Source organism: Streptomyces sp. NPDC058284, assembly GCF_042881135.1.
Taxonomy (GTDB): domain Bacteria; phylum Actinomycetota; class Actinomycetes; order Streptomycetales; family Streptomycetaceae; genus Streptomyces.
In genome coordinates this window covers 323,707-344,520 of the sequence record NZ_JBHVYE010000002.1, presented here as the reverse complement: position 1 = coordinate 344,520, position 20,814 = coordinate 323,707, and the positions used below count along the sequence as shown (strand labels likewise).

Annotated in this window: 16 protein-coding genes and 1 pseudogene; 8 read left to right on the top strand and 9 right to left on the bottom strand. The window is 73.3% G+C overall.

Going from position 1 to position 20,814, the window contains the following annotated elements; translation table 11 throughout:
• The first annotated feature begins 5 nt into the window (after positions 1-5).
• Both ACFVYR_RS04785 and ACFVYR_RS04780 read left to right on the top strand, forming a co-directional pair.
• A pseudogene (locus ACFVYR_RS04785) lies at positions 6-960 on the top strand (AraC family transcriptional regulator).
• Entirely contained in the window at positions 957-1,691 is a 735-nt protein-coding gene (locus tag ACFVYR_RS04780) for a helix-turn-helix domain-containing protein (protein ID WP_384248478.1), read from the top strand. The pseudogene ACFVYR_RS04785 and the gene ACFVYR_RS04780 overlap by 4 nt, the downstream one beginning before the upstream one ends.
• Here the strand turns inward: ACFVYR_RS04780 and ACFVYR_RS04775 are convergent.
• The gene (locus ACFVYR_RS04775) at positions 1,680-2,120 is read right to left on the bottom strand and encodes a VOC family protein (protein WP_384248476.1); all 441 of its coding nucleotides are present in this window, start codon (positions 2,118-2,120) and stop codon (positions 1,680-1,682) included. The two genes, ACFVYR_RS04780 and ACFVYR_RS04775, sit on opposite strands and share 12 nt — an antisense overlap.
• 258 nt (positions 2,121-2,378) lie before the next feature.
• Here ACFVYR_RS04775 and ACFVYR_RS04770 point away from each other — a divergent pair, with 258 nt between their 5' ends.
• Positions 2,379-2,789, top strand: coding sequence for an NUDIX hydrolase (locus ACFVYR_RS04770; RefSeq protein WP_384248474.1), 411 nt, complete (start codon positions 2,379-2,381; stop codon positions 2,787-2,789).
• Positions 2,790-2,823: 34 nt separating this feature from the next.
• Here the strand turns inward: ACFVYR_RS04770 and ACFVYR_RS04765 are convergent, their stop codons facing one another.
• Positions 2,824-3,582 (bottom strand): hypothetical protein, encoded by a 759-nt coding sequence (locus ACFVYR_RS04765; protein WP_384248472.1) that lies wholly within the window; start codon positions 3,580-3,582, stop codon positions 2,824-2,826.
• Between the two features lie 42 nt (positions 3,583-3,624).
• Entirely contained in the window at positions 3,625-5,052 is a 1,428-nt protein-coding gene (locus ACFVYR_RS04760) for a hypothetical protein (protein ID WP_384248470.1), read from the bottom strand.
• A 63-nt stretch (positions 5,053-5,115) separates the two neighbouring features.
• Between ACFVYR_RS04760 and ACFVYR_RS04755 the strand changes: the two genes are divergently transcribed.
• Positions 5,116-5,928 carry a dienelactone hydrolase family protein gene (locus ACFVYR_RS04755; RefSeq protein ID WP_384248468.1) on the top strand — a complete coding sequence of 271 codons (813 nt, stop codon included), beginning with the start codon at positions 5,116-5,118 and terminating at the stop codon, positions 5,926-5,928.
• A 23-nt stretch (positions 5,929-5,951) separates the two neighbouring features.
• Here ACFVYR_RS04755 and ACFVYR_RS04750 read toward each other — a convergent pair whose 3' ends face one another.
• A complete protein-coding gene (locus tag ACFVYR_RS04750) occupies positions 5,952-8,831 on the bottom strand; it encodes a glycoside hydrolase family 2 TIM barrel-domain containing protein (RefSeq protein WP_384248467.1) in 2,880 nt (959 codons plus the stop codon).
• Between the two features lie 272 nt (positions 8,832-9,103).
• On the opposite strand from ACFVYR_RS04750, the gene ACFVYR_RS04745 reads away from it, so the two are divergent.
• The gene (locus ACFVYR_RS04745) at positions 9,104-9,784 is read left to right on the top strand and encodes a pyridoxamine 5'-phosphate oxidase family protein (protein ID WP_384248708.1); all 681 of its coding nucleotides are present in this window, start codon (positions 9,104-9,106) and stop codon (positions 9,782-9,784) included.
• Positions 9,785-9,947: 163 nt separating this feature from the next.
• Positions 9,948-12,533: a polysaccharide lyase family 8 super-sandwich domain-containing protein gene (locus tag ACFVYR_RS04740; RefSeq protein ID WP_384248465.1), complete on the top strand. Its 2,586-nt coding sequence runs from the start codon at positions 9,948-9,950 to the stop codon at positions 12,531-12,533.
• A 33-nt stretch (positions 12,534-12,566) separates the two neighbouring features.
• On the opposite strand, the gene ACFVYR_RS04735 is transcribed toward ACFVYR_RS04740, so the two are convergent.
• The 5 genes from ACFVYR_RS04735 to ACFVYR_RS04715 all read right to left on the bottom strand — a co-directional run bounded on the left by ACFVYR_RS04735 (position 12,567) and on the right by ACFVYR_RS04715 (position 17,358).
• Positions 12,567-12,770: a ferredoxin gene (locus ACFVYR_RS04735; protein ID WP_384248464.1), complete on the bottom strand. Its 204-nt coding sequence runs from the start codon at positions 12,768-12,770 to the stop codon at positions 12,567-12,569.
• A 9-nt stretch (positions 12,771-12,779) separates the two neighbouring features.
• Complete coding sequence (locus ACFVYR_RS04730; protein ID WP_384248462.1) at positions 12,780-13,997, bottom strand: cytochrome P450; 1,218 nt, start codon at positions 13,995-13,997, stop codon at positions 12,780-12,782.
• A 196-nt stretch (positions 13,998-14,193) separates the two neighbouring features.
• Positions 14,194-14,739, bottom strand: coding sequence for a hypothetical protein (locus tag ACFVYR_RS04725; protein ID WP_384248460.1), 546 nt, complete (start codon positions 14,737-14,739; stop codon positions 14,194-14,196).
• A 60-nt stretch (positions 14,740-14,799) separates the two neighbouring features.
• Positions 14,800-15,735 (bottom strand): hypothetical protein, encoded by a 936-nt coding sequence (locus tag ACFVYR_RS04720; protein WP_384248459.1) that lies wholly within the window; start codon positions 15,733-15,735, stop codon positions 14,800-14,802.
• 18 nt (positions 15,736-15,753) lie between these two features.
• Positions 15,754-17,358, bottom strand: coding sequence for a hypothetical protein (locus ACFVYR_RS04715; RefSeq protein ID WP_384248457.1), 1,605 nt, complete (start codon positions 17,356-17,358; stop codon positions 15,754-15,756).
• A 424-nt stretch (positions 17,359-17,782) separates the two neighbouring features.
• On the opposite strand from ACFVYR_RS04715, the gene rsgA reads away from it, so the two are divergent.
• Together rsgA and ACFVYR_RS04705 are read left to right on the top strand one after the other, a co-directional pair.
• Complete coding sequence (gene rsgA / locus ACFVYR_RS04710) at positions 17,783-18,913, top strand: ribosome small subunit-dependent GTPase A (RefSeq protein WP_384248456.1); 1,131 nt, start codon at positions 17,783-17,785, stop codon at positions 18,911-18,913.
• Positions 18,914-19,234: 321 nt separating this feature from the next.
• Positions 19,235-20,641, top strand: coding sequence for a DNA-3-methyladenine glycosylase 2 family protein (locus tag ACFVYR_RS04705; RefSeq protein WP_384248705.1), 1,407 nt, complete (start codon positions 19,235-19,237; stop codon positions 20,639-20,641).
• Positions 20,642-20,814: the final 173 nt, after the last annotated feature.

The window sequence follows — 20,814 nt, the reverse complement described above, 5'->3', positions numbered from 1 at the left end:
CCGGCATGGACGTACTCGCCGGACTTCTGGAAGGGCCCCGCGCCCGGGGAGCCTTCATGATCCGGGCGCTGTTCGACCCGCCCTGGTCCGTCCGCATCGCCGACGAGGCCCCTCTCTCGGTCATGATCATGGTGCGCGGCACCGCCTGGATCGCCCCGGAGAACGGTGCGCCCGCCCAGCGGATCGGCCCCGGCGACCTCGCCATCGCCCGCGGCCCCGACCACTACACCTGCGCGGGCGACGTCGGCACCCCGCCCTTCGCCGAGGTCCGGCCCGGCGAGCGCTGTGTGCCGCTGGACGGGGCGCCCGTCGCGCGCTACCGCGACCTCGGCCCGCGCGCCTGGGGCGAGTCGCCGAGCGGCTCCGTGGAGATGCTGATCGGCACCTACCAGATGCGGGGCGAGCTCACCGGCCGCCTCCTCGACGCGCTGCCGCCGCTCCTCGTCCTGCCCGGTGACGTGTGGCAGTGGCCCGCTCACGCCGCTGGTCGCCGAGGAGATCGGCAAGGACGAGCCGGGCCAGTCCGTCTTCCTCGACCGGCTCCTCGACCTGCTCCTGATCGCCGCGCTGCGCGCCTGGTTCTCCCGCCCCGAGGCGGCGGCGCCCGCCTGGTACCGCGCGATGGGCGACCCGGTCGTCGGCCACGCCCTGCGCCTGCTCCAGGACGACCCCGCGTACCCGTGGACCATCGCGGACCTCGCGGCGAAGGCGGGCGTCTCGCGGGCCGCGCTGGCCCGGCGGTTCGCGGAGCTGGTGGGGGAGCCCCCGATGACGTATCTGACCAACTGGCGGCTCGCGCTCGCCGCCGACCTGCTGCGCGACAGTGAGCTGACCATCGCCTCCATAGCCCGCCGCGTCGGGTACGGCAGCGCGTTCGCGCTCTCCGGTGCCTTCAAGCGGGTCTACGGGGTCAGCCCGCAGGAGCACCGAGGGCGCGGCGGCGTAGCCTTTCGCACATGATCCAGGAGACCGGCGCCGGCGCCCCGGTCCCGGGGGCCTACCAGGAGCGGCCGTCCCGGCTGACCGGCGCGGTCGTGTGGACCCGCGCCTCCTCGGACGCTCCCGGCGAAGGACGCCCGCCGTCGCCCGTGCTGCCGGACGGCTGCATGGACCTGCTGTGGACCGAGGGCAGGCTGTTCGTCGCGGGCCCGGACACGCGTGCGCACGATCCCGGCGGCGGGCCCGGCCGGTATGTCGGCGTCCGCTTCTTCCCCGGCTCGGCCCCGGCCCTCCTGGGCGTGCCCGCGCACGAACTGCGCGACGCGCGTGTGGACCTCGCCGACCTGTGGGGCGCGGGCCGGGCGCGACGCCTCGCCGAGCGGGTGGACGCCGCGCGCGACCCGATGGCCGCCCTGGAGTCGGTCGCCGTCGAGCGTGCCGCCGACGCCGGGCCGCCCGACCCGCTCATCGCCCACGTCGTCGCCTCCCTCGCCGCGGGCGGCTCGGTCGCCGGGGCCGCGGCGGCGGCCGGTGTCAACGTCCGCCTGCTGCACCGCCGTTCACTGCCCGCCTTCGGCTACGGCCCCAAGACGCTCGGCCGCATCCTGCGTCTGCAGCGGGCGCTCGCCCTGGCCCGCGGCGGGCTGCCCTACGCGGACACGGCGGCTGCCGCGGGCTTCGCCGACCAGGCCCACCTCGCCCGCGACGTCAAGGAGCTGACGGGCCTGGCGCTGACGCGGCTACTGGGCTGAGGCGGACGCCGACGGCGCGAAGAGGTCGACGCCGTTGCCGTCGGGGTCGAGCACGACGGCGTACCGCTGCCCCCAGAACGCGTCGAACGGCTTGAGTTCGCTCGGGTACCCGGCGTCCGTCAGGTCCGCGTGCACCGCGTCGACCCCGGCGGCCGTGGCGCAGTGGAAGGCGAGCCCGATCCGGCCCGCGGTTGCGGGCGGCCGCCAGCCCGGGTGGAAGGAGCGGACGGTGTCCTCCGTGTCGAAGGCGATGCGCACACCGCCGGGAAGCGCGGCCTCGACGTGCGGCGCGCTCTCCGATCCGGCGGGGAACTCCAGGCCGAGCCTGCGGTAGAAGGCGAGCGAGGCGGACATGTCCGAGACGACCAGACCGATCAGGTCGAAGCGGGGGGCGGGGGCGGCAGCGGGTGAGGTCGGTGTGCTGTTCATGCCGGCAGCGTAGGCAGGGGGCCGAAGGCCGGTCTTGAAGGAATCGGACACCTCGCCACCGGTACGCGGGCTCGTGCGGGCACCGGCACGACACCGGCACGGCACCGGCTCCGTCGACGCGTGTGGGTGAAGGACTACGACACCCTGTTGACGGACGTCTACGTTCCGCTCCGGCGCGACCAGGGAGAACGCGAAACGGTGGCCGAGTGCCGCTGTCCCGACTGTCACGGCCTCCCGATCCCCGCTACGTTGGAGGACATGGACTATCCCGGTGACAACCGGCTCGCGGCGGCCGTCGTGGAGTTCCGCGGCCGCGTGCTGCTCGTGCGACGCAGCGAGACCGAGCGGTTCCTGCCCGGCGTCTGGGGCGTTCCGTGCGGAAAGCTGGAGCCGGACGAGAGCCCAAGGGACGGTGTCCTCAGAGAGCTCAAGGAGGAGACGGGGCTGCTCGGCCAGGTGCTCCGCAAGGTCGGCGAATCCTCCTTCCTCAGCACCTACCGCGGGCACGAGGTGAAGAACTGGCAGGACAACTTCCTGGTCCGCCCCCTCACCTTCGACGTGTCGCTGCCCCTGCCCGACCAGGAGCACCGCTGGCTCGCCCCCACCGACCTCGCGAAGGTCGAGATCGACGACTACAACCGCGAGATCGTCCGCCAGGCCTGCGGCTGAACGCCGACCCGGCACCGCTCCGGCCGTCAGCCCTTCAGTCCAGCAGATCGGCCAGCGCCGAGAGTTCCGCCAGGTAGTCGTTCACTTCGAGCGGCTTCTTCGCCACCGCGCGCCCGGCCGTCCCCGTGCCCGGGACCTCCACGTCGCCGTCCGCCTCCGTGCCGGGACCGGTGAACACGTCCGTGTACCGCCGCCGCCCCGCCCCCGTCTCCAGGAACAGCGTGACCGTCGGCCCCGACGAGGCGCACCAGGCGCGGTGCAGGACGTGCGGCGGCAGCGCGTAGCCGCTCCCCGCCGCGTACCGCGCGCTCTGCGTCAGGCGCAGCCGCGCCCCGCCCGCGGGCTCAAGGAGCCAGTCGGCATCCCCGACCGAGAGGGACTCCCGGTACCAGGCCGTGGCGACCCCCTCGGCCGCGCCGGGGTCCACCGGCTCGTACAGCTCCATGCCGAGCACGCCCCGCACCACGCAGGAGGCCAGCGGGGAGCGGTGGTTGTGGATGTCCTCCTGCGTGCCCCGGCCGGGCTGCCACACGTGGGCGCGCAGCATGTGCCGCGGCCCGCCGTCGATGAGCAGCAGCTTGTCGAAGCCGAGCACGTGGCGGTACGAGAGCGACGCGCACCCCGCGGGGTCGCCGACGCCGGACGCCAGCTCCCGGACCAGCGGCAACAGCAGCCCCGGGGCGGCCAGTTCGGTCACGGCCGCGCGGGCGGCCCGCACCAGCTCGTCACCGGCCGGACCGTCGAGGAACTTCGTCAGGAGACGCCTGGAGTCGTGGACGTGCCGACCACCCAATGCACTCTCCCCTCGTCCGCGCGCACACGCCGCGCCGGGGGCTCAGATCCCCGGCTGATACATCCATACGGCATGTGCCCGCAGTGCGGATAGGCCTTGATAGGTCATCCACAGCGGGTGGGCGAGATCGCCACCGTCCCACGTCCAGATCCCGTTCTCCTGCTGCCGCCACACACAGGCGGCGGCGCCGGACAGCATTTCCTGCCAGACGGCCGCCCGGTCCTCGTCGGCGGCGACCGCTGGGGCGCCCGGCGTGAGCAGCGCCCGTACCACCCAGGCCGCCGCGAAGTGCCGTACGGAGAGCACCTCGTGGCGCGAGGCGTCGACGGGGTGCTGGCGGCGCACCGTCTCGTGGCCGCTCTCCAGGTCGTCGCAGCCGTCGTGCGCGGCGCCGGGGCAGGAGAGCAGCCAGCGGATGCCCTCCTCGCGCGTGGCCCGCGCGTTCGTGTCCTCGCCGAGCACCCGCGCCGCCCGGTCCAGGGCGACGACGGCCTGCGCGGTGTGCACGGCGGACGGCGCGACCGCCCTGCCGTGCGGCGGCGTGAGCCGGGAGCCCCAGCAGCGCCGGTGCCCGCGCGCCGGATCGGTGACGGCCCCGTCGACCAGCGCGTCCCGAAGGAGCGGCAGGGCGGGCGAGTCGGGCGCGGCGCGCAGCAGTCCGCGCAGGACCGTGGTGACGACATGGGTCAGCTCGGTACCCGCGGGCTCGAGGTCGCGGCTGAACCGTTCGGTGCACCGCTCCGCCTCCGCGGCAAGCAGCCGGGGGTCCGCGCCCGCCCGCGCGAGCGCGCCGAGCACGAGGCCGGTCACCTCGGGCCTGCCGACCGCGCCCTGCGAGCGGGCCGCCCAGCCGCCCTCGGGCAGCCGCAGCCGCCAGAGCGTCTCCACCAGCTCCGCCGCGCGCAGCCGCCCGTCCGGCATGCCGAGTTCGAGGACGATGTGCAGGCCGTACGCGGTGCCCGTCGGCGTGGGCCGCACCGGGCCCGGCTGCTCGTCGAGGGCGTGCGGCCAGCCCTTGAGGCGGCCCCGCAGCGGATCGTCGAGAACGGTCAGACGGTCGGCGAGCGTCGCGTACGCGGCGGCGGAGAGCCCCGGCAGCGGGCCGGGCGCCGGGTCCCCCGCGCTCGGCGCCGCGGCGCCCGTCGAGGGCCGGCGGGGCGACGGCACGCCGTCCAGGGCGCCGCCCGGTCCGTCGGCCGCCGCCGCCCTGGCCCGCAACAGCGCGCCGGCCAGCCAGGCGGCGATGCCCGTCCCGGCGCCGCTGACCACGGCGAGCGCGTAGCGCGCCGTGTCCCCGAAGAGCCCGCCGGGCAGCAGACCCACCAGGGCCTGGAACACGGCGTAACCCAGGGCGAGCGGGCCGAACCGGCCCAGCCACGCCACCAGCCGCCCGGACGGCGGCTCGGGCGGCGGCGGGGCCGGTGGCCCGGGTGGCACGGGACGCCCGGCGGGGTCTGTGCTTCCACGCATGGGTGCTGTAGGCATGAACTTCACCTACCCATAAGACACTTGTGACGAAAGGGAGTGGGCACTGTGCCCGGTTCGGAACCGACAGCGGACCTCACCGGCTGGAGCAGGGCCCCGTTCACCGGGGCGGGCATCACGCATGACGTCCATGAGAAGGGGACAGGCCCCGGTGTCGTGCTGGTTCCCGAAATCCCCGGTGTCCACCCGGGAGTGCTGGGCCTCGGCGAGCACCTGGTGAAGGAGGGCTTCACCGTCGCGATCCCGTCGCCCTTCGGCGAACCGGGCCGCCCTGTCTCCGTGCCGTACGTGCTGAACGTCTTCCCCCGCGCCTGCGTCTCCGCCGAGTTCCGCGCGTTCGCGACCAACGCCCGGCGCCCCTTCGCGGACTATCTGCGTGCTCTGGCCCGCGACCTGGCCTCCCGTACCCCGGGGCCTGGCGTCGGCGTCATCGGCATGTGCTTCACCGGCGGCTTCGCGCTGGCCGCCGCCACGGACGACTCCGTCATCGCCCCCGTACTCAGCCAGCCCTCGCTGCCGCTGCCCGTCAGCGGCGCCCGCAAGGTCGACCCGGGCATGTCCCGCGCCGAGTTCGACACGGTCGTGGCCCGCACCAGGAACGAGGGCCTGTGCGCGCTCGGCCTGCGCTTCACCGAGGACAAGCTGGTGCCGGGCGACCGCTTCACCACGCTCCGCCGTCACCTGGGCGACGCGTTCGAGGTCATCGAGCTCGACTCGTCGCCCGGCAACGCGGCGGGCTTCGCCAGGACGGCGCACTCCGTCCTCACGGAGGAGGTCCGCGAGGAGCCGGGCCACCCCGCGTACGCCGCGCGCGAGCGGGTCGTCGCATTCCTGCGGGAGCGGCTGACCCCCGTCGGCTGAACGCCCGCCCCCGGTGCCCCTCCTCACCCGTCCGTGCGCGAGAAGACGCAGGTGAGCCCGAACGGCCCACGCTCCGCGCGGAGTTCGTGGTGCGGCAGTACGCCGGGGCCGCACGACTGGGTGCCGATGCCGTGCCGGGCGATGTCGAGGTTGACCCAGACGGTGTCGCCGGGGGTGAGGTCGGTGCGGTGCCGGGCCGCGTCGAGCTGCTCGGTCGTCCAGCGGCGCGCGGTGAACGCGGGCGAGTCGTCGGTCTCGACGCGGAGCCCGCCGACCTCGGCCCAGCGGATGTCCGCGCGGGCGCCGTTCTCCTGCGGCCACACGTACGGGGTCTGCAGCGCGGCGACGTCCGCCTCCCAGACGCCGGTCCGGGAGGCGGCCGCCGTGTCCGGGTAGGCCTCGCCGGGGCCGCCGCCGAACCACCGCACCCGGTCGCCCGCGCCGGGCAGCCCGAAGCGGATGCCGACGCGGGGCAGCGGCACGTCCCAGTCGCCCTCGGGTGTCACGGTCATCCGCAGCAGCAGCACGACGCCGTTCGACGCCCAGTGGTACTCCGTGCGCAGCGCCAGGTCGCAGGCCGCGGGCGCCACCCGGGTGCGTACGGTCAGCCCGTCGTCGGTCAACTCGACGGCCTCCACGCGGTGCCGCATCCGGTCGAGGCCCCGCGCGCGCCAGCGGGCGGCCACGGACGGCTCGGGACGCCAGGGCATGCCGTTGTCGTTGTCGGTCGGGGCCCGCCACACGTCCAGGCGCAGCTCGCTGATCTCGCGGTCACGGAAGGCGAGGAGCCTGCCGGTGCGGGCGTCGAAGGTCGCGGCGCCGAGCGAGATCCGGCGCCCCGCCGCGTCCCGCTCCGGTGCCGCGCCGCCCGCCAGGGGCAGGTCCATGCCCCATTCGACGGGCAGTTGGGCCCACGCCACCTCGTGCCCTGCGGCCGCCCATGCGGTGTCCTCGGCGAGCACCGCCCGCACCGTCCACTGGGTCTCGGCGTCCGGGTCCCGGCGCGGCGCGGGCGGCAGCTTCACCTGCGTACGCCCGCCGGGCCCGACCGGCGGCACCGGGAGCACGCCGTCCGCGACCGTTCGGCCGTCCTTCTCGAACGACCAGGTGAAGGCGAGGCCCGAGAGGTCGGCGAAGTCGTGGAGGTTGGTGATCGTGACCGTTCCGGCCCGGCCGTCGCCCTCGATCCTGACCGGCTCGATCACCTTCTTGTACTCGATCAGGCCGGGGGACGGCGTCCGGTCGGGGAAGAGCAGGCCGTCGCAGACGAAGTTCCCGTCGTGCAGCTCCTCGCCGAAGTCGCCACCGTACGCGTAGCCGTACGCGGGGTGCGCGATGCCGTGGTCGATCCACTCCCAGACGAAGCCGCCCTGGAGCCGCTCGTAGGTCTCGAAGAGCCGCTGGTACTCGCTGAGCCCGCCGGGACCGTTGCCCATGGCGTGCGCGTACTCGCAGAGGATGAACGGGAGCCGGCGGCGGTGTTCGGGGCCCTCGTCCTCGCCCCGCCCGATGCGTTCGACCTCGGCGTGGTCGGCGTACATCCGCGAGTACACGTCGGTGTCCGCGCAGGACCTGTCGCCCTCGTAGTGCAGCAGCCGGCTGCCGTCCCGCGCCCGGATCCAGTCGGCCACGGCGGTCAGGCCGCGCCCCGTCCCGCACTCGTTGCCGAGCGACCAGAGGACGACCGACGGGTGGTTCTTGTCGCGCTCGACCATGCGGGCCGCGCGGTCCAGGAGGGCGGGCGTCCAGCGGTCGTCGTCGACGGGGTTGCCGCGCCATCCCACCGCCTGGAAGCCGTGGGTCTCCAGGTCGCACTCGTCGATCACCCACAGGCCGAGCTCGTCGCAGAGGTCGAGGAAGGCGGGGTGGGGCGGATAGTGGCTGGTGCGGACGGCGTTGATGTTGTGCCGCTTCATCAGGAGGACGTCCGCGCGCATGGTGTCGAGGCCGAGGGTGCGGCCCGTCCCGGGATGGAACTCGTGGCGGTTCACGCCCCGGAAGAGCACCGGGCGGCCGTTGACCGTGATGACGCCGTCCTCGACGGCCACCGTGCGGAAACCGACACGCAGCGCGATGCGCTCGCCGGGCGTCGCCAGCGTCGCGTCGTACAGGCGCGGCGTCTCGGCCGTCCACGGCTCCACGGCCACGGTGACCTGCTCCCCGGTCGGTACGTCGATGCCCAACTCGGCGACGGTGAGCCGACCTTGGACCTCGGAGTCGACGCGCAGCGTGCCCGTCCCCGCGCGATGGTCGTACGCGGCGTGCACGAAGAAGTCGCGGGCGCAGCCCTCGGGGCGGTGCAGCAGCGTCACGTCCCGGAAGATGCCCGGCAGCCACCACTGGTCCTGGTCCTCCAGGTACGACCCGGCGGACCACTGGTGGACGCGGACCGCGAGGACGTTGCCCGCGGGGCGCAGCAGCTCGCCGACGTCGAACTCGTGGGGGAGCCGGGAGCCCTTGAAGTCGCCCAGCTCCGTGCCGTTGAGCCAGACGCGGGCGCAGGACTCGACGCCGTCGAAGCGCAGCACGGCCGCGCCGTCGCGCGGCCAGTCGGCGGGCAGGTCGAAGGTGCGCAGATGGTCGCCGGTCGGGTTCTCGGTGGGTACGCGCGGCGGGTCCACCGGGAACGGATAGAGCTGGTTGGTGTACTGGGGCGCGCCGTGGCCCTGCAGCACCCAGTGGCCGGGGACCGCGATCTCGTCCCAGGCGTCCTCGGCGCCCGGGGCGTCGCAGTCGTACCCCTCGGCGGCGAAGGTCTCGTCCTCGGCGTCGGCGGTGGGGGAGAGGCGGAAGCGCCAGCGGCCGTTGAGGGACAGGGTGGCGGCGTCGGAGGCCGCGTACCGGGCGCGGGGCGGCAGGCTGCCGGTGCCGGGGGACACGTCCTCGTGGTGGGGAAGCTCCATGCGTTCCATCAGACCGCGCGGGGGCCGGGGGCCGCCATCGTTCGGGGCGGGGAGTCGTTGGATTCTCGGTCGGTGGCTTGGACGCGACGCTGGACGGATGCGGAAATCGTGGTGCGGCCGGGCTCTGGCAGCGAATTTCGTCGTACTCTGGCTTCGTCCACGCGATATCGGTAACTTGTCGCGTCGTGAACCATCACCCCGAACAGCCGCCGTCCCGGCCCTCTTCGACCGGATCCGACCACGACGGCGCCACCCCGCTCTCCACAGCCCCGCTGCCCGCGACGCTCCCCGTCACCGACCGCACCCGCCACCGCCGCCTGCGCGAGCAGGGCAGCCTGTCGCGCGCCGACCTCGAAGCGATCCTCGACGTGGGCTTCGTCTGCCACCTCGGCGTCGTCGTCGACGGCCGGCCGATGGTCGTGCCCACCGTCTACGGCCGCGACGACACGCAGCTCTTCCTGCACGGTTCCGTCGCCGGCCGCAGCCTGGCCACCGATCCCGAGTCGGCCGTCTGCGTCACCGTCACCCACGTCGACGGGCTGATACTCGCCCGCTCGGTCTTCGAGCACGGCGTCACCTACCGCAGCGCGATGATCCACGGCGTCCCGCGCCGGGTGACCGACCCCGACGAGAAGCTGCGCGGCCTGCGCCTGCTCACCGAGCACGCGGCACCGGGCCAGTGGGACTACGCCCGCCGTCCGAGCCGCAAGGAACTCGCGGCGACCACCCTGCTCTCCCTCTCCCTGGCGGAGGCCTCGGTCAAGGTCGCGGCGGGCCCGCCGGACGACGGCGAAGGCCCGGACGCCGGGCTCGGGATCTGGGCGGGCAACCTGCCGCTCACCGCCACGTGGGGCGAACCGGTGCCCGACCCGCTGCTGCCCGCCGGGATCGCCCCGCCACCGCACATCGCCGGGCGCGGCGGGACCCGGCGGGGGGCCGGAGACAGGCTCTGAGCGTCCGGTGCGGCAGGCTCACCGGGACGAGCGGGTGCCGCGCCGTCCTTGGGCCGTTCGGACGGGGCGAGGGCCCGGGACCTTGTCGGCGGTCGGGGCGTCTGCTTGACTCCGCTCGCCGAACGCCCCCGGAACGCCGCCCACGTACTCGTTGGAGGCCGCCATGGAGACCACCCGCACCGTCGGCGTCACCCGCAGGCGCCTGATGTCCGCCCTGTCGGCCGCCGGTCTCCTGGCGGTGGTTCCTGCGGACCCGGGACTTCCGGGCCTCGGCGCGGGCCGGGCGAGCGCCGCCGGGTCCGACGAAGGACGCGCCCGGCTCCGCGCCAACACCGTGGCGGTCTTCGCCGGGACCGCGGAGTCCAACGCCCGCCCGGAGACGGCCGCGAAGCTCGCCGCCGTCGAGAAGACGGCACGGGCCGGCCTGAAGGCGATGGACGACGCCGGAGAGGGCGAGCTCTTCGCCGGCCTGACGCTCGGCACCGACGAGACCAACCTGAACACCGCCTACCGCAAGCTGTACGAGATCGGCCTCGCCACTCGCACGCCAGGAATCGCCCTCTACGGCGACACGGCCGTGCAGCGCCGGGTGCTCGACGGCCTGGCCTGGCTGCACGAGCACTACTACGGCGACCAGGCCAAGGGCTACTACGGCAACTGGTTCCACTGGGAGATCGGCATCTCCCAGCACATCAGCAGGACCCTGGTCCTGCTCGCCGACGCGTCGGCCACCCACCGCCCCGAGCTGGTGGCCACCTACGTCGCCTCCATGGACGCCTACCTCCGCAACGGCACCGGCGGCGACGTGGACCTCGACTCGCGCTTCCACACCGGCGCCAACCTCGCCGACATCACCACCAACCGGATACTGCAGGGCGCCCTCCTGGGTGGTGACGCGGGGCAGGACCGCATCCGCAAGGCCCTCACCGACCAGCTGACGGTCTTCGTCACGATCGACCCGTACCACCTGGCGCACCGGGTGACGGACGGCCATTACGCGGACGGCTCCTTCATCCAGCACGGCTCCGTCGCCTACACCGGCTCGTACGGCAAGGGCCTGCTCACCCGCGTCGTGCAGACGCTCAAGATCCTTGACGGTACGGGCTTCGCGCACGGCGCGGAGCTGGTGCCGACGGTCTTCGGCTGGGTGCGGAACGGATTCGCCCCGCTGATCTTCGAGGGCTGGATGATGGAGATCGTCAAGGGCCGGGCGGTGTCGCGCACGGACTCCGGCTACACCGATGCCGCGGTGGTCGTGGAGGCCGTCGTCGACCTCTCCTCACTCGCGACGGGCGCCGAGGCCACCGCCCTGAAGGGCTACGTCAAGCACGTCAGGACCACCTCGAAGGCCGCCCTGGACCCGGTCCGCTTCGTCTCGCCGGTCAGCATCGCGCGCTACGCCGACATCGTCGCCGACACCACGGTCCCGGCCGCCGACCTCAACGCCGCCGCGCGCAGCGTCGCCTTCAACGCCATGGACAAGACCGTGCACCGCAGGCCGGGTTACGCCTTCGCGCTGGCGCGCAGCTCGGAGCGGATCAGCAAGTACGAGTACATGAGCGGCGAGAACCTGGTGCCGTGGTTCCAGGGCGACGGCGCGTACTACCTCTACCTGTCCGGGCAGGACCAGACGCAGGCGTACGGCGTCGACTACTACACCACGGTCTCGCCGTACGGACTCGCCGGCGTCACCGCGCCGGTCGAACAGCGGCGCACCGTACCGGAGTTGTACGGCAAGCCGTACTACGACAACCCGGACCACCCCCTGCACTTCACCTCGTCGTCCGAGTCGCAGAACGCGTACGTCTACTTCCCGCGCGGCACCAACCGGCACTCGGGCGGCGCCGTCCTCGGCGCGTACGGCGCCGCGGGCATGGTGCAGTCCAGCGACGTGGCCTACCGCGACCGGCACCTGCTGCCCGCCGACTTCGTGGTGTACCGGGGCGCGACGGCCACGAAGTCGTGGTTCCTGCTCGACGACGAGATCGTGGTGCTCGCCGCGGACGTCGGCGACCTCGCGGGCCGGGCCGTCACCACCACGGTCGACGCCCGCACCGCGGCCGTGGGCGACCGCGTCTCGCTCACCGGCATGCGCCACGACGGCAGCCCCTGGACTGGCCCAGGCACCGCCGACCTGCGCTGGCTGCGGTACGCCAATGCCACCCAGGGCACCGCCGTCGGCTATGTCTTCCTCGACGCCCCACCGGTACGGGTGGCCCTGGACGAGGTCACCCACAGCCGCCGGGCCGTGCGCACCGCCAACCCCGATACGCGCGTGACCCGTTCGGTGCTCGGCGTCACGCTCGACGGGCCCGCGGGCGCCCGGCCCGCCCGGTTCGCCTACGCGCTGGTGCCGAATGCCGACGACGACCGGCTGCGAGCCCACCACAACGGGCCGCTCAAGGTCCTCGCCAACTCCGCGCGCCTACAGGCCGTCGCCCATGCCGGGCTCGGCCTGACGGCGGCCAACGCCTTCGCGACGGGGTGGCACGGCGCCGCGGACCTGCGCGTGCACGGACCCGCCTCGGTCATCGTGCGCCGGGGGCGGCGCGGCGCGACCACCTCCGTCGCGGTGTCCGACCCGACGACGGTCCGGGACACCGTGACGGTGCTGCTGCGCGGCCGCCCGCTGCGCAAGGTCACCGCGGACCCGGGGGTCCGGGTGAGCAGGGCACCGGGCGGCACACGTATCGAGGTCGACACGCATCACGCGTACGGCAGAGGCTTCACGGCAACACTGAAGCCATGAAATTCCCTTTGCGATCCTGCGCTTGATGGATCGTCATCCACCCGTGACGCTGATGGCCTGCACCGGACACGCCCGCGCCGCTTCCCGCACCAAGGGATCGCCGCCGCCGTCCTGACGGCCGGGCAGCACCTCGCTGAGGCCGTCGTCGTCCTGGGTGAAGACGCCCGGCGCGGTCAGCGCGCACATGCCCGCGCCCACGCATCGGTCCTTCTCGACGTGAATCACCGTGCTCGCCATGGCCGACTCCTACCAGGTGACGGGGAGTTCGAGCATCCCCTGGATCGTGTCGCCCGGCTTGAAGGGGATGTCCCCCGCGGGCACCGCGAGGCGCAGCCCCGGCAGCCGTTCGAAGAGGGTCCCGAGCGCGATCTCCATCTCGGCGCGTGCGAGGTTCTGGCCCAGGCACTGGTGGATGCCGAAGCCGAAGGCGACGTGGTGCCGGTTCGGGCGGTGCCAGTCCAGCTCCTCGGGCGTCTCGTAGGTCATGTCGTCGCGGTTGATGAGGGAGGTGGCGAAGACGACGCCGTCGTCGGCGCGGATGGTGCTGCCCGCGAACTCGATGTCCTCCCTGGCCACCCGGAACATCCCGTCCGCGATGGACAGGAAGCGCAGCAGCTCCTCGACGGCGGCGGGCATCAGGGGCGGTTCCGCCCGCAGCCCCGCGCGGAGTTCGGCGAGCCGCTCGGGGTGCTGGAGCAGCGTGAACGTGCCGAGCGAGATCATGTTGGCCGTGGTCTCGTGCCCGGCGATCAGCAGGATCGTGGCCAGTCTGACCAGCTCCTCCCGGTCGACGGCGCCCGCGGTGAGCTGCCGCTGGATCAGCTCGTCGAGGAGTCCGTCGCCCGGTTCCTGCCGCTTGTGGTCGATCAATCGGTAGAAGTACGCGTCGAGTTGGTCCCGTGCTTCCTGGCTGTCGTCGGCCGTGGGGCCGCGCAGGAGCCGCCGCGACTGCTCCTCGAAGAACTCGTGGTCGGCGTAGGGCACCCCGAGCAGGGCGCAGATCACCATGGAGGGGACGGGCAGTGCGAACGCGCTCACCAGCTCGGCGGGCGGCCCCTGCTCGACCATGGCGTCCAGGAGTCCGTCGACCGTCTGCTGGATCCGCGGGCGCATGGCCGCGATGCGTTTGACGGAGAAGCTGGGGATCAGCATGCGGCGCTGGGCGTTGTGCTCCGGGTCGTCGACGCCGAGCAGGGCGATGCGCCGGTCGCTCAGGCGGGCGAAGCGTTCGGTCGGCGCGGGGAACGTCCTGAGCTGGCGGTCGGAGGACAGGCGCGGGTCGACGAGCAGCTCACGGGCCGCCTGCTGCCGGGTGACCGCCCAGATGGAGCGGCCGTCGAAGAGGGTGACGCGGGAGAGCGGGCGGGCGTCGCGCAGCGGTGCGTACGCGGTCGGCGGGTGGTAGGGGCACGAGCGGTCCTGGGGGAAGGAGACGGTTTCCGTCACCTTCGTTGACTCCGTCATGAAAGTACCTCGCAAGCGCAGTTCTTCCCTTATCCATCCCCATTGGATGCCTGGGGCATCTATCCCGTACACGGCAAGACCAGCCAGATCGCCGTGGGCCGACATCTGTCCGGAATCACTCGCTCCACGCGCGCCGCGCGCTGCTGTGGGGTCTTGGGGCTCGGGGCCTTGGGGCTCGGGGCCTGGGGTCCTGGAGTCAGTCGCGTGCCAGGTCGGCGTAGCGGGCGATCTGGATGCCGAGGGCCACGAGCCCCGCGCCCTCGACCAGGGAGACGGTGACCAGCGGCCATGTGAGATGTCCGTTGAGCCAGAAGACGGTCAGGGCCGCCCCCGGGCCGGCGCAGAAGGCCAGCAGGTCCACGGCGAGCTGGAGTCTTTTGCGGGAGCCGCGGCGCAGGTCCTGCCGGTGGGCGGTCTCCCAGCCGAACAACGCGTCGCTCTGCCCCACCACTTCGGCCAGTCGCGGGCGCAACGTGGTCCTGATGTACTGCCCGATGGCCGAGATCTTCTCGTCGTTCACCAGGTAGGTCCAGCCGAGCAGGACCGACAGCGGCGGAAGGAGCAGCAGCAGGGCCGTGCGGCTGGCGGACGGGATGGTGGCGGCGATGACGCCGGCGGTCGCGGCCAGCATCGCGTAGATGAGGTTGTCCCGGAGGGTGATGCGGCTCTTCTGCTCCGCCTTCACCTGTTCGTACTCCGCGAGCAGGACGCGTCCCAGTGTCACTTCGTCCGGCTCGGCCATTCCGTTCCCTTCTCTTCGACGGCGGCCCGACGGCGGCCCGGCGACCGGCCGGACCGGGAATCACGTGAGGTGCGGCAGCAGCGCGCTGAACACGTACGCCGCGTTCCGACTGGCTATCGCGTGGTGGCTGTCGTCCTTCTGCCGGTCCGCCGCATCGGAGATCCCGCGGACCATGACCCAGGCCCCCGCGGCCCCGGTCTGACCGGTGCTCGCGTGGACGGCCGTCGCGAGACCCGCGCCTTCCGTCTCCACGGCGAGGATCTTCTCGTTGTACTCGCGCAGATAGCGGCGTTCCTCGGCGCTGACGTCCGCGAGCACCGCCTCGCCGGAACCGATCAGGCCACGCAGCGCGCGGTGGTCCTCGGACCCGGGCAGCGGCCAGGGCTCCCCGTGGGTGGTGAAGAAGGCGTTGATGGCGTGTTGGACGCCGGCCGTGACGGTGTGGCCGCGGCCACGGCGCCGGGTGCCCTCCGACGTCACCTTGCGCGGCTCGTAGTGGACGACTTCCTGGGCGATGACGACGTCGCCCGGGCGTACGTCGGGGTGGATGGAGCCGGCGATCCCGACCAGGGCGACCAGGCGCGGGGCGTACTCCCTCCGCAGGTGCTCGACCGCGCTGCCCGCGAAGTGCTGTCCCGGCAGGAGCGACTGGGTGAGGGACAGGCGAAGGGTCCGCGCCCCGGCTGCACGGGTGAACTCATGGAACACTACGCCCTGTTGGGTGCGGCGCTCGGTGTGGGTGCCCCATCGCGCGAGCGCGTCGATCGTGGCGCTGTTCTCCACGGGAAGCACCGTGATCACGCCCGCGTCCCACACCTGCTCCCGCCGAGCCCCTTCCTCGGCCCGGGTCGGCGCCGGGAGCGCCTCGTCGGCGGTGTCGCCGGCGTTCGCGGTTTCGGAGCCGTGCACCGTCACGCGCGTGTTCTTGCCCATGGCGGTGGGGCCGTTGACGTTCACGTTGCCGGGCCCGGTGTTGCTGATCCCGTAGTTGCTCATCCGGGATCTCCCCTCGTGTCAGGTGGAGAGGCTGGTTTCCTGCCCCATCGCGGTGTTCTGGACATCGACGTTCCCGGAACCCGTGTTGATGATCCCGTTGTTGAGGATGGCGGTGGCCCGTTGCAGGAACTCCGTGGTGTCCACGCCGTGCTCCTTGAGGAACTCCCCGACCGTGGCCAGCAGGCGCCGTTCGATGACCTTCGAGTGCTTGGCGACGTCGAACGTCTGGAAGTAGCTCTCGTCCGCCTCGATGGAGGCGATCTCCCGTGCGCTGAGCGAGGCGCCGATGTTCAGGCCGCGCTTGAGACTCGCCGCGGTGGAGTCGGCCCCGGCGCGTGCGGATCCGGCGAGCAGGGCGGCCGCGGCCAGCAGGCGGAAGGGCGCCAGACCGGCCGGTGGAAGGCGGCGCGGGCTCGTCAGGGCGGCCCGGAACGCCGCCCTGCGCCCCGTCCCGCCGACGAGGTCGACCACGTGGTACTCCAGGCGGGTCGGCGCGAGGCCGCAGGTGGTGAACTCGATGTACAGCGTGCGCCCTTGGAGTGACACGTGCACGAAGATGGTCGTGACCAGGTCGCCGCCCCAGGACTCCACGCGGCAGGTCAGATGGTGACGGGCGGTCTCGGTGGGGCTGTCGAGCATGCGTCGTATCAGCTCCGCGTCCGGGGCGGCCGTCAGCTCATCCGCGTAACTCTGCGCGTACCGGCCCTCCACGAAGAGGGAATCCTCCACGACCAGGCCGGGCAGCCTCGTCTCGGGGTCCTCCTCGGTGCCCAACGCGGCGATGGCGCGCCGCAGTTCCTCCACGAGATCCCAGGTGGGGAACGGCTTCTTCGCGAACTCCACGTCCTTCTCGCTCGCGATCCCCTTTGTCTCCACCAGGCGTTGGGCGAAGGACCAGGTCTTCAGGCGCCGGCCGCTGCCGATGAACGGCTCGTTCCCCGAGTAGACCACCATGGGGTGCCGCTGCTGTCCGTCGATCACGGAGAGCCGCCGACTCGTCCGCAGGGGGCGGTCCGTTTCCAGGTGGCGGCGCAGCCGGTTCAGTGCGAGCTGGCGCAGGACGTCGCTCACCGCGAGGACGACGCAGGGTGCGACCACGATCAGAGCGGCGGGCACGAGTCCGCGCGGCCCGTCGTTCGCCATCAGTACGACGAGGGCCACCGCCGTGGCCAGTGCCGCCAGGGCCAGCCCCTCCCGCAGGGTGACGACCGACTGTTCCGGGCGGCTCTCGTCGTCGGTGTCGGTGCCGGTGTCGGTGCCGGTGCGCAGATCCGACCAGCGCCTGGAGAGGCGCCGGACCACCGAGCCGAGGAGCGCGAGGTCGACGAGTACGGCCGTGGCGAAGAACGCGGCGGCGGGCCGCATGACGAAGGCGGCGCAGAAGAGCGCGAGGAACAGGGCGTCCTCGACCGTGGACAGCCACCAGGCGCGCCAGGCGTGGGCGAGGACGGGGACCAGGTCGTACCCGTAGGAGGGGGCGACCCGGCGTCGGCGCGCGTTGTAGACGCCGTGGATGACCGCGGTACGAAATCGCGCGTCCAGATAGACGCCCGCGCACAGCCTCCGGGTCGCGGCCCGATCCCGCGCCCCCACGGTCCCTACGGGTGTCTCGGGTATCGCCATCTGTCCCCCCTCGTGCCCCCGGGCGGGAACGTGGCAGGCAGCGTAGCCATCGCCGTGGTGACGGAACAGCCCAATGCCGGACGTCCTTCGGCTGTCGCCGCGTCGCGTGCGAGGCACCCGAGGAGGCCGCGTGCGGGGGCATTGGGAGGGGCCGTGGGGGAGGGGCCGCGGGCGGGGTGAAAAAGCGGTGGCGATGTCTTCGGGGGTGTCGCTAGGCTCTGCGCTGTTCGCAGGTGGCCGGCCGGCCACCTGGACCGACCCAGCAGGAACTGGAGGTGTCGACCGATGGCTGTCGTTGCGATGGGCGCTGCCCGCATCCGGAAGTTCATCAAGTCCACCTCCGTGGCCACCACCGGCTGACCTGTTCCTCTCCCGCGCCGACTCGCGCGCGGACGCCGGGGCCACCCCTGTGAAGGGTCACCCCTTGTCTTCCTCCTCTCTTCCGTTCTCCTCCCGCGCGGGTTCCTCCCCGTCCGCCCCGCACCCGCTCGCCCCGTACGGCTGGGACGCGGGCTGGGAAGCCGAGTTCGCGCCCTACGCGGCCCGGGGCCTGGTCGCCGGGCGCGTCGTCCGCGTCGACCGCGGGCAGTGCGATGTCGTCACCTGCGAAGGGACCGTGCGGGCCGACACCGAGTTCGTCACCCCGCGCGACCCGCTGAAGGTCGTGTGCACCGGCGACTGGGTCGCCGTGGACCCGCGGGGCGCCGATCCCCGCTACGTACAGGCGTACTTGGAGCGGCGCACGTCCTTCGTTCGCTCCGCCTCGTCCAAGCGGTCCGAGGGACAGATCCTCGCCGCCAACGTCGACCACTCGATCATCGCGGTGCCGCTCGCCGTGGAGCTCGACCTCGCCCGGATCGAGCGCTTCCTCGCGCTCGGCTGGGAGTCGGGCGGCCGGCCCGTCGTCGTGCTCACCAAGGCCGACCTCGTGCCGGACGCCGCCACGCTCGGGCACCTCGTCGAGGACGTGGAGGCCTCGGCGCCCGGCGTGCAGGTGCTGCCGGTCAGCGCCGCCACCGGCGAGGGCGTCGACATCCTCGCCGCCGTCGTCTCCGGCGGCACCTCGGTGCTGCTCGGCCAGTCCGGCGCCGGCAAGTCGACGCTGGCCAACGCGCTCGCCGGGAGCGACGTCATGGAGGTCCAGGCCATCCGTGACGTCGACGGCAAGGGCCGGCACACCACGACGACCCGCAACCTCATCCCGCTGCCCGGCGGCGGGGTCCTCATCGACACCCCGGGACTGCGCGGGGTCGGCCTGTGGGACGCCGAGAGCGGCGTCGGACAGGTCTTCTCCGAGATCGAGGCGCTGGCGGAGCGCTGCCGGTTCCACGACTGTGCCCACGGCGTGGAGCCGGGGTGCGCGGTGCTGGCCGCCGTCGAGGACGGCACGCTGCCCGAACGCCGCCTCGACAGCTACCGCAAGCTGATCCGCGAGAACCAGCGCATCGTCGCCAAGACGGATGCGCGGGCGCGGGCGGAGATGCGGAGGCAGTGGCGGTTGCGGGGGGCGGAGGGGAGGGCGGCGCTGGACGTCAAGCGGGGGCGCTTGCGCTGAGCTTGAGCGGTGTGGGGTGGGTGGGGGCTGCGGGGCCGTTTCGGCGGTCGCGCAGTTCCCCGCGCCCCTCAAAGATTGCGCAGTTCCCCGCGCCCCTGGGCGGTTGCGTCGTTCCTCGCGCCCGGGGAAGGTTGCGCAGTTCCCCGCGCCCCTCAAAGATTGCGCAGTTCCCCGCGCCCCTGGGGCGTCCCGCTGCTCCCCGCGCCCCTGGGGCGTCCCGCCGCTCTCCGCGCCCCTGGGGACATCGCGCCGTACCCCGCGAAATGTCGTGTCCGAAATCCGCCAGCCGTGGGGGTGGGGCCGTTTCACAATGGAGGGGTGATCGATGAAGAGACCAGGTACGAGGCCGTGCGCAGCAGGGACGCCCGCTTCGACGGGGAGTTCTTCTTCGCCGTCGAGACCACCGGCATCTACTGCCGGCCCAGCTGCCCCGCCGTCACCCCCAAGCGCCGCAACGTCCGCTACTACACCACCGCGGCCGCCGCCCAGACCTCCGGCTTCCGCGCCTGTCGCCGGTGCAGGCCGGACGCCGTCCCCGGCTCCGCCGACTGGAACGTACGCGCCGACGTGGTGGGCCGCGCCATGCGCATGATCGGCGACGGGGTCGTGGACCGCGAGGGCGTGCCGGGGCTCGCCGGGCGCCTCGGCTACAGCGCCCGCCAAGTGCAGCGTCAGCTCACCGCGGAGCTGGGCGCGGGACCCGTCGCCCTGGCGCGGGCGCAGCGCGCGCACACCGCCCGCGTCCTGTTGCAGACCACCGAGCTGCCGATCACGGAGATCGCCTTCGCCGCCGGATTCGCCAGCGTCCGGCAGTTCAACGACACCATCAAGGCGGTGTACGCGCTCACGCCGACCGCACTGCGCGCCGCCGGCCCCCGACAGGGCTCGGCCCGCCCCACACCCGCCGCCGGCATCCCGCTCCGCCTCGCCCACCGGGGCCCCTACCGCGCCGACGCCGTCTTCGACCTGCTCGCCGACGAGGCGGTCGAGGGAATCGAGGAGGTCACGGGGGAGCGGGGCGCCCGCACCTACCGGCGTACGCTCCGACTGCCCTACGGCACCGGCATCGTGGCCGTCGAGGAGGCGCACAACGACGCCACCACCGCGGCCGGCGGAGGGTCGAGCACCGGGGCCGTGCACCGCGGCGGCTGGCTCGACGCCCGGCTGCACCTCACCGACCTGCGCGATCTCACCACGGCCGTGCAGCGCCTGCGCCGCCTCTTCGACCTCGACGCCGACCCGTACGCCGTGGACGAGCGGCTCGGCGCCGATCCGCGGCTCGCCCCGCTCGTCGCCGCCAGGCCCGGGCTCAGGTCGCCCGGCGCCGCCGACCCGGAGGAGTTCGCGGTGCGCGCGCTGACGGGGCGGGCGGGCGCCGAGCGACTCGTGGGGCGGTACGGCAAGGCGCTCGACGCCGCGTGCGGGCGGCTCACCCACGTCTTCCCCGCACCGGCCGAGCTGACGGCCGAGCCAGGCCCGCTCGGCGCGCTGGCCACCGCGCTCGCCGACGGCTCCCTACGCCTGGACGCGGGCGCGGACCGCGACGACGCGGAGGCGGCGCTCCGCGCGCTGCCCGGCGTGGACGCGCGGACCGCCGCGGTCATCCGGATGCGGGCACTCGGCGACCCCGACGTCGCCCTGCCCGACGGCACGCAACCGGCCACCGCCGACGCCTGGCGCCCCTGGCGCTCGTACGCGCTGCGCCATCTGTCCCTGACCGCTTCCTGAGGCCCTCACCCGCAGCGGAACCGGGATCCCGGCCCTGGTCTTCGTGCGGGCTGCCCGGTCGGCGGCGCGGATGTCGAGCGACAACCGAACGACTTCAACGACTTCAACGACTTCAACGACTTCAACGACCTCAACGACCTCTAAGAAGCCCTCTTATGTCGACGGGGCAGACT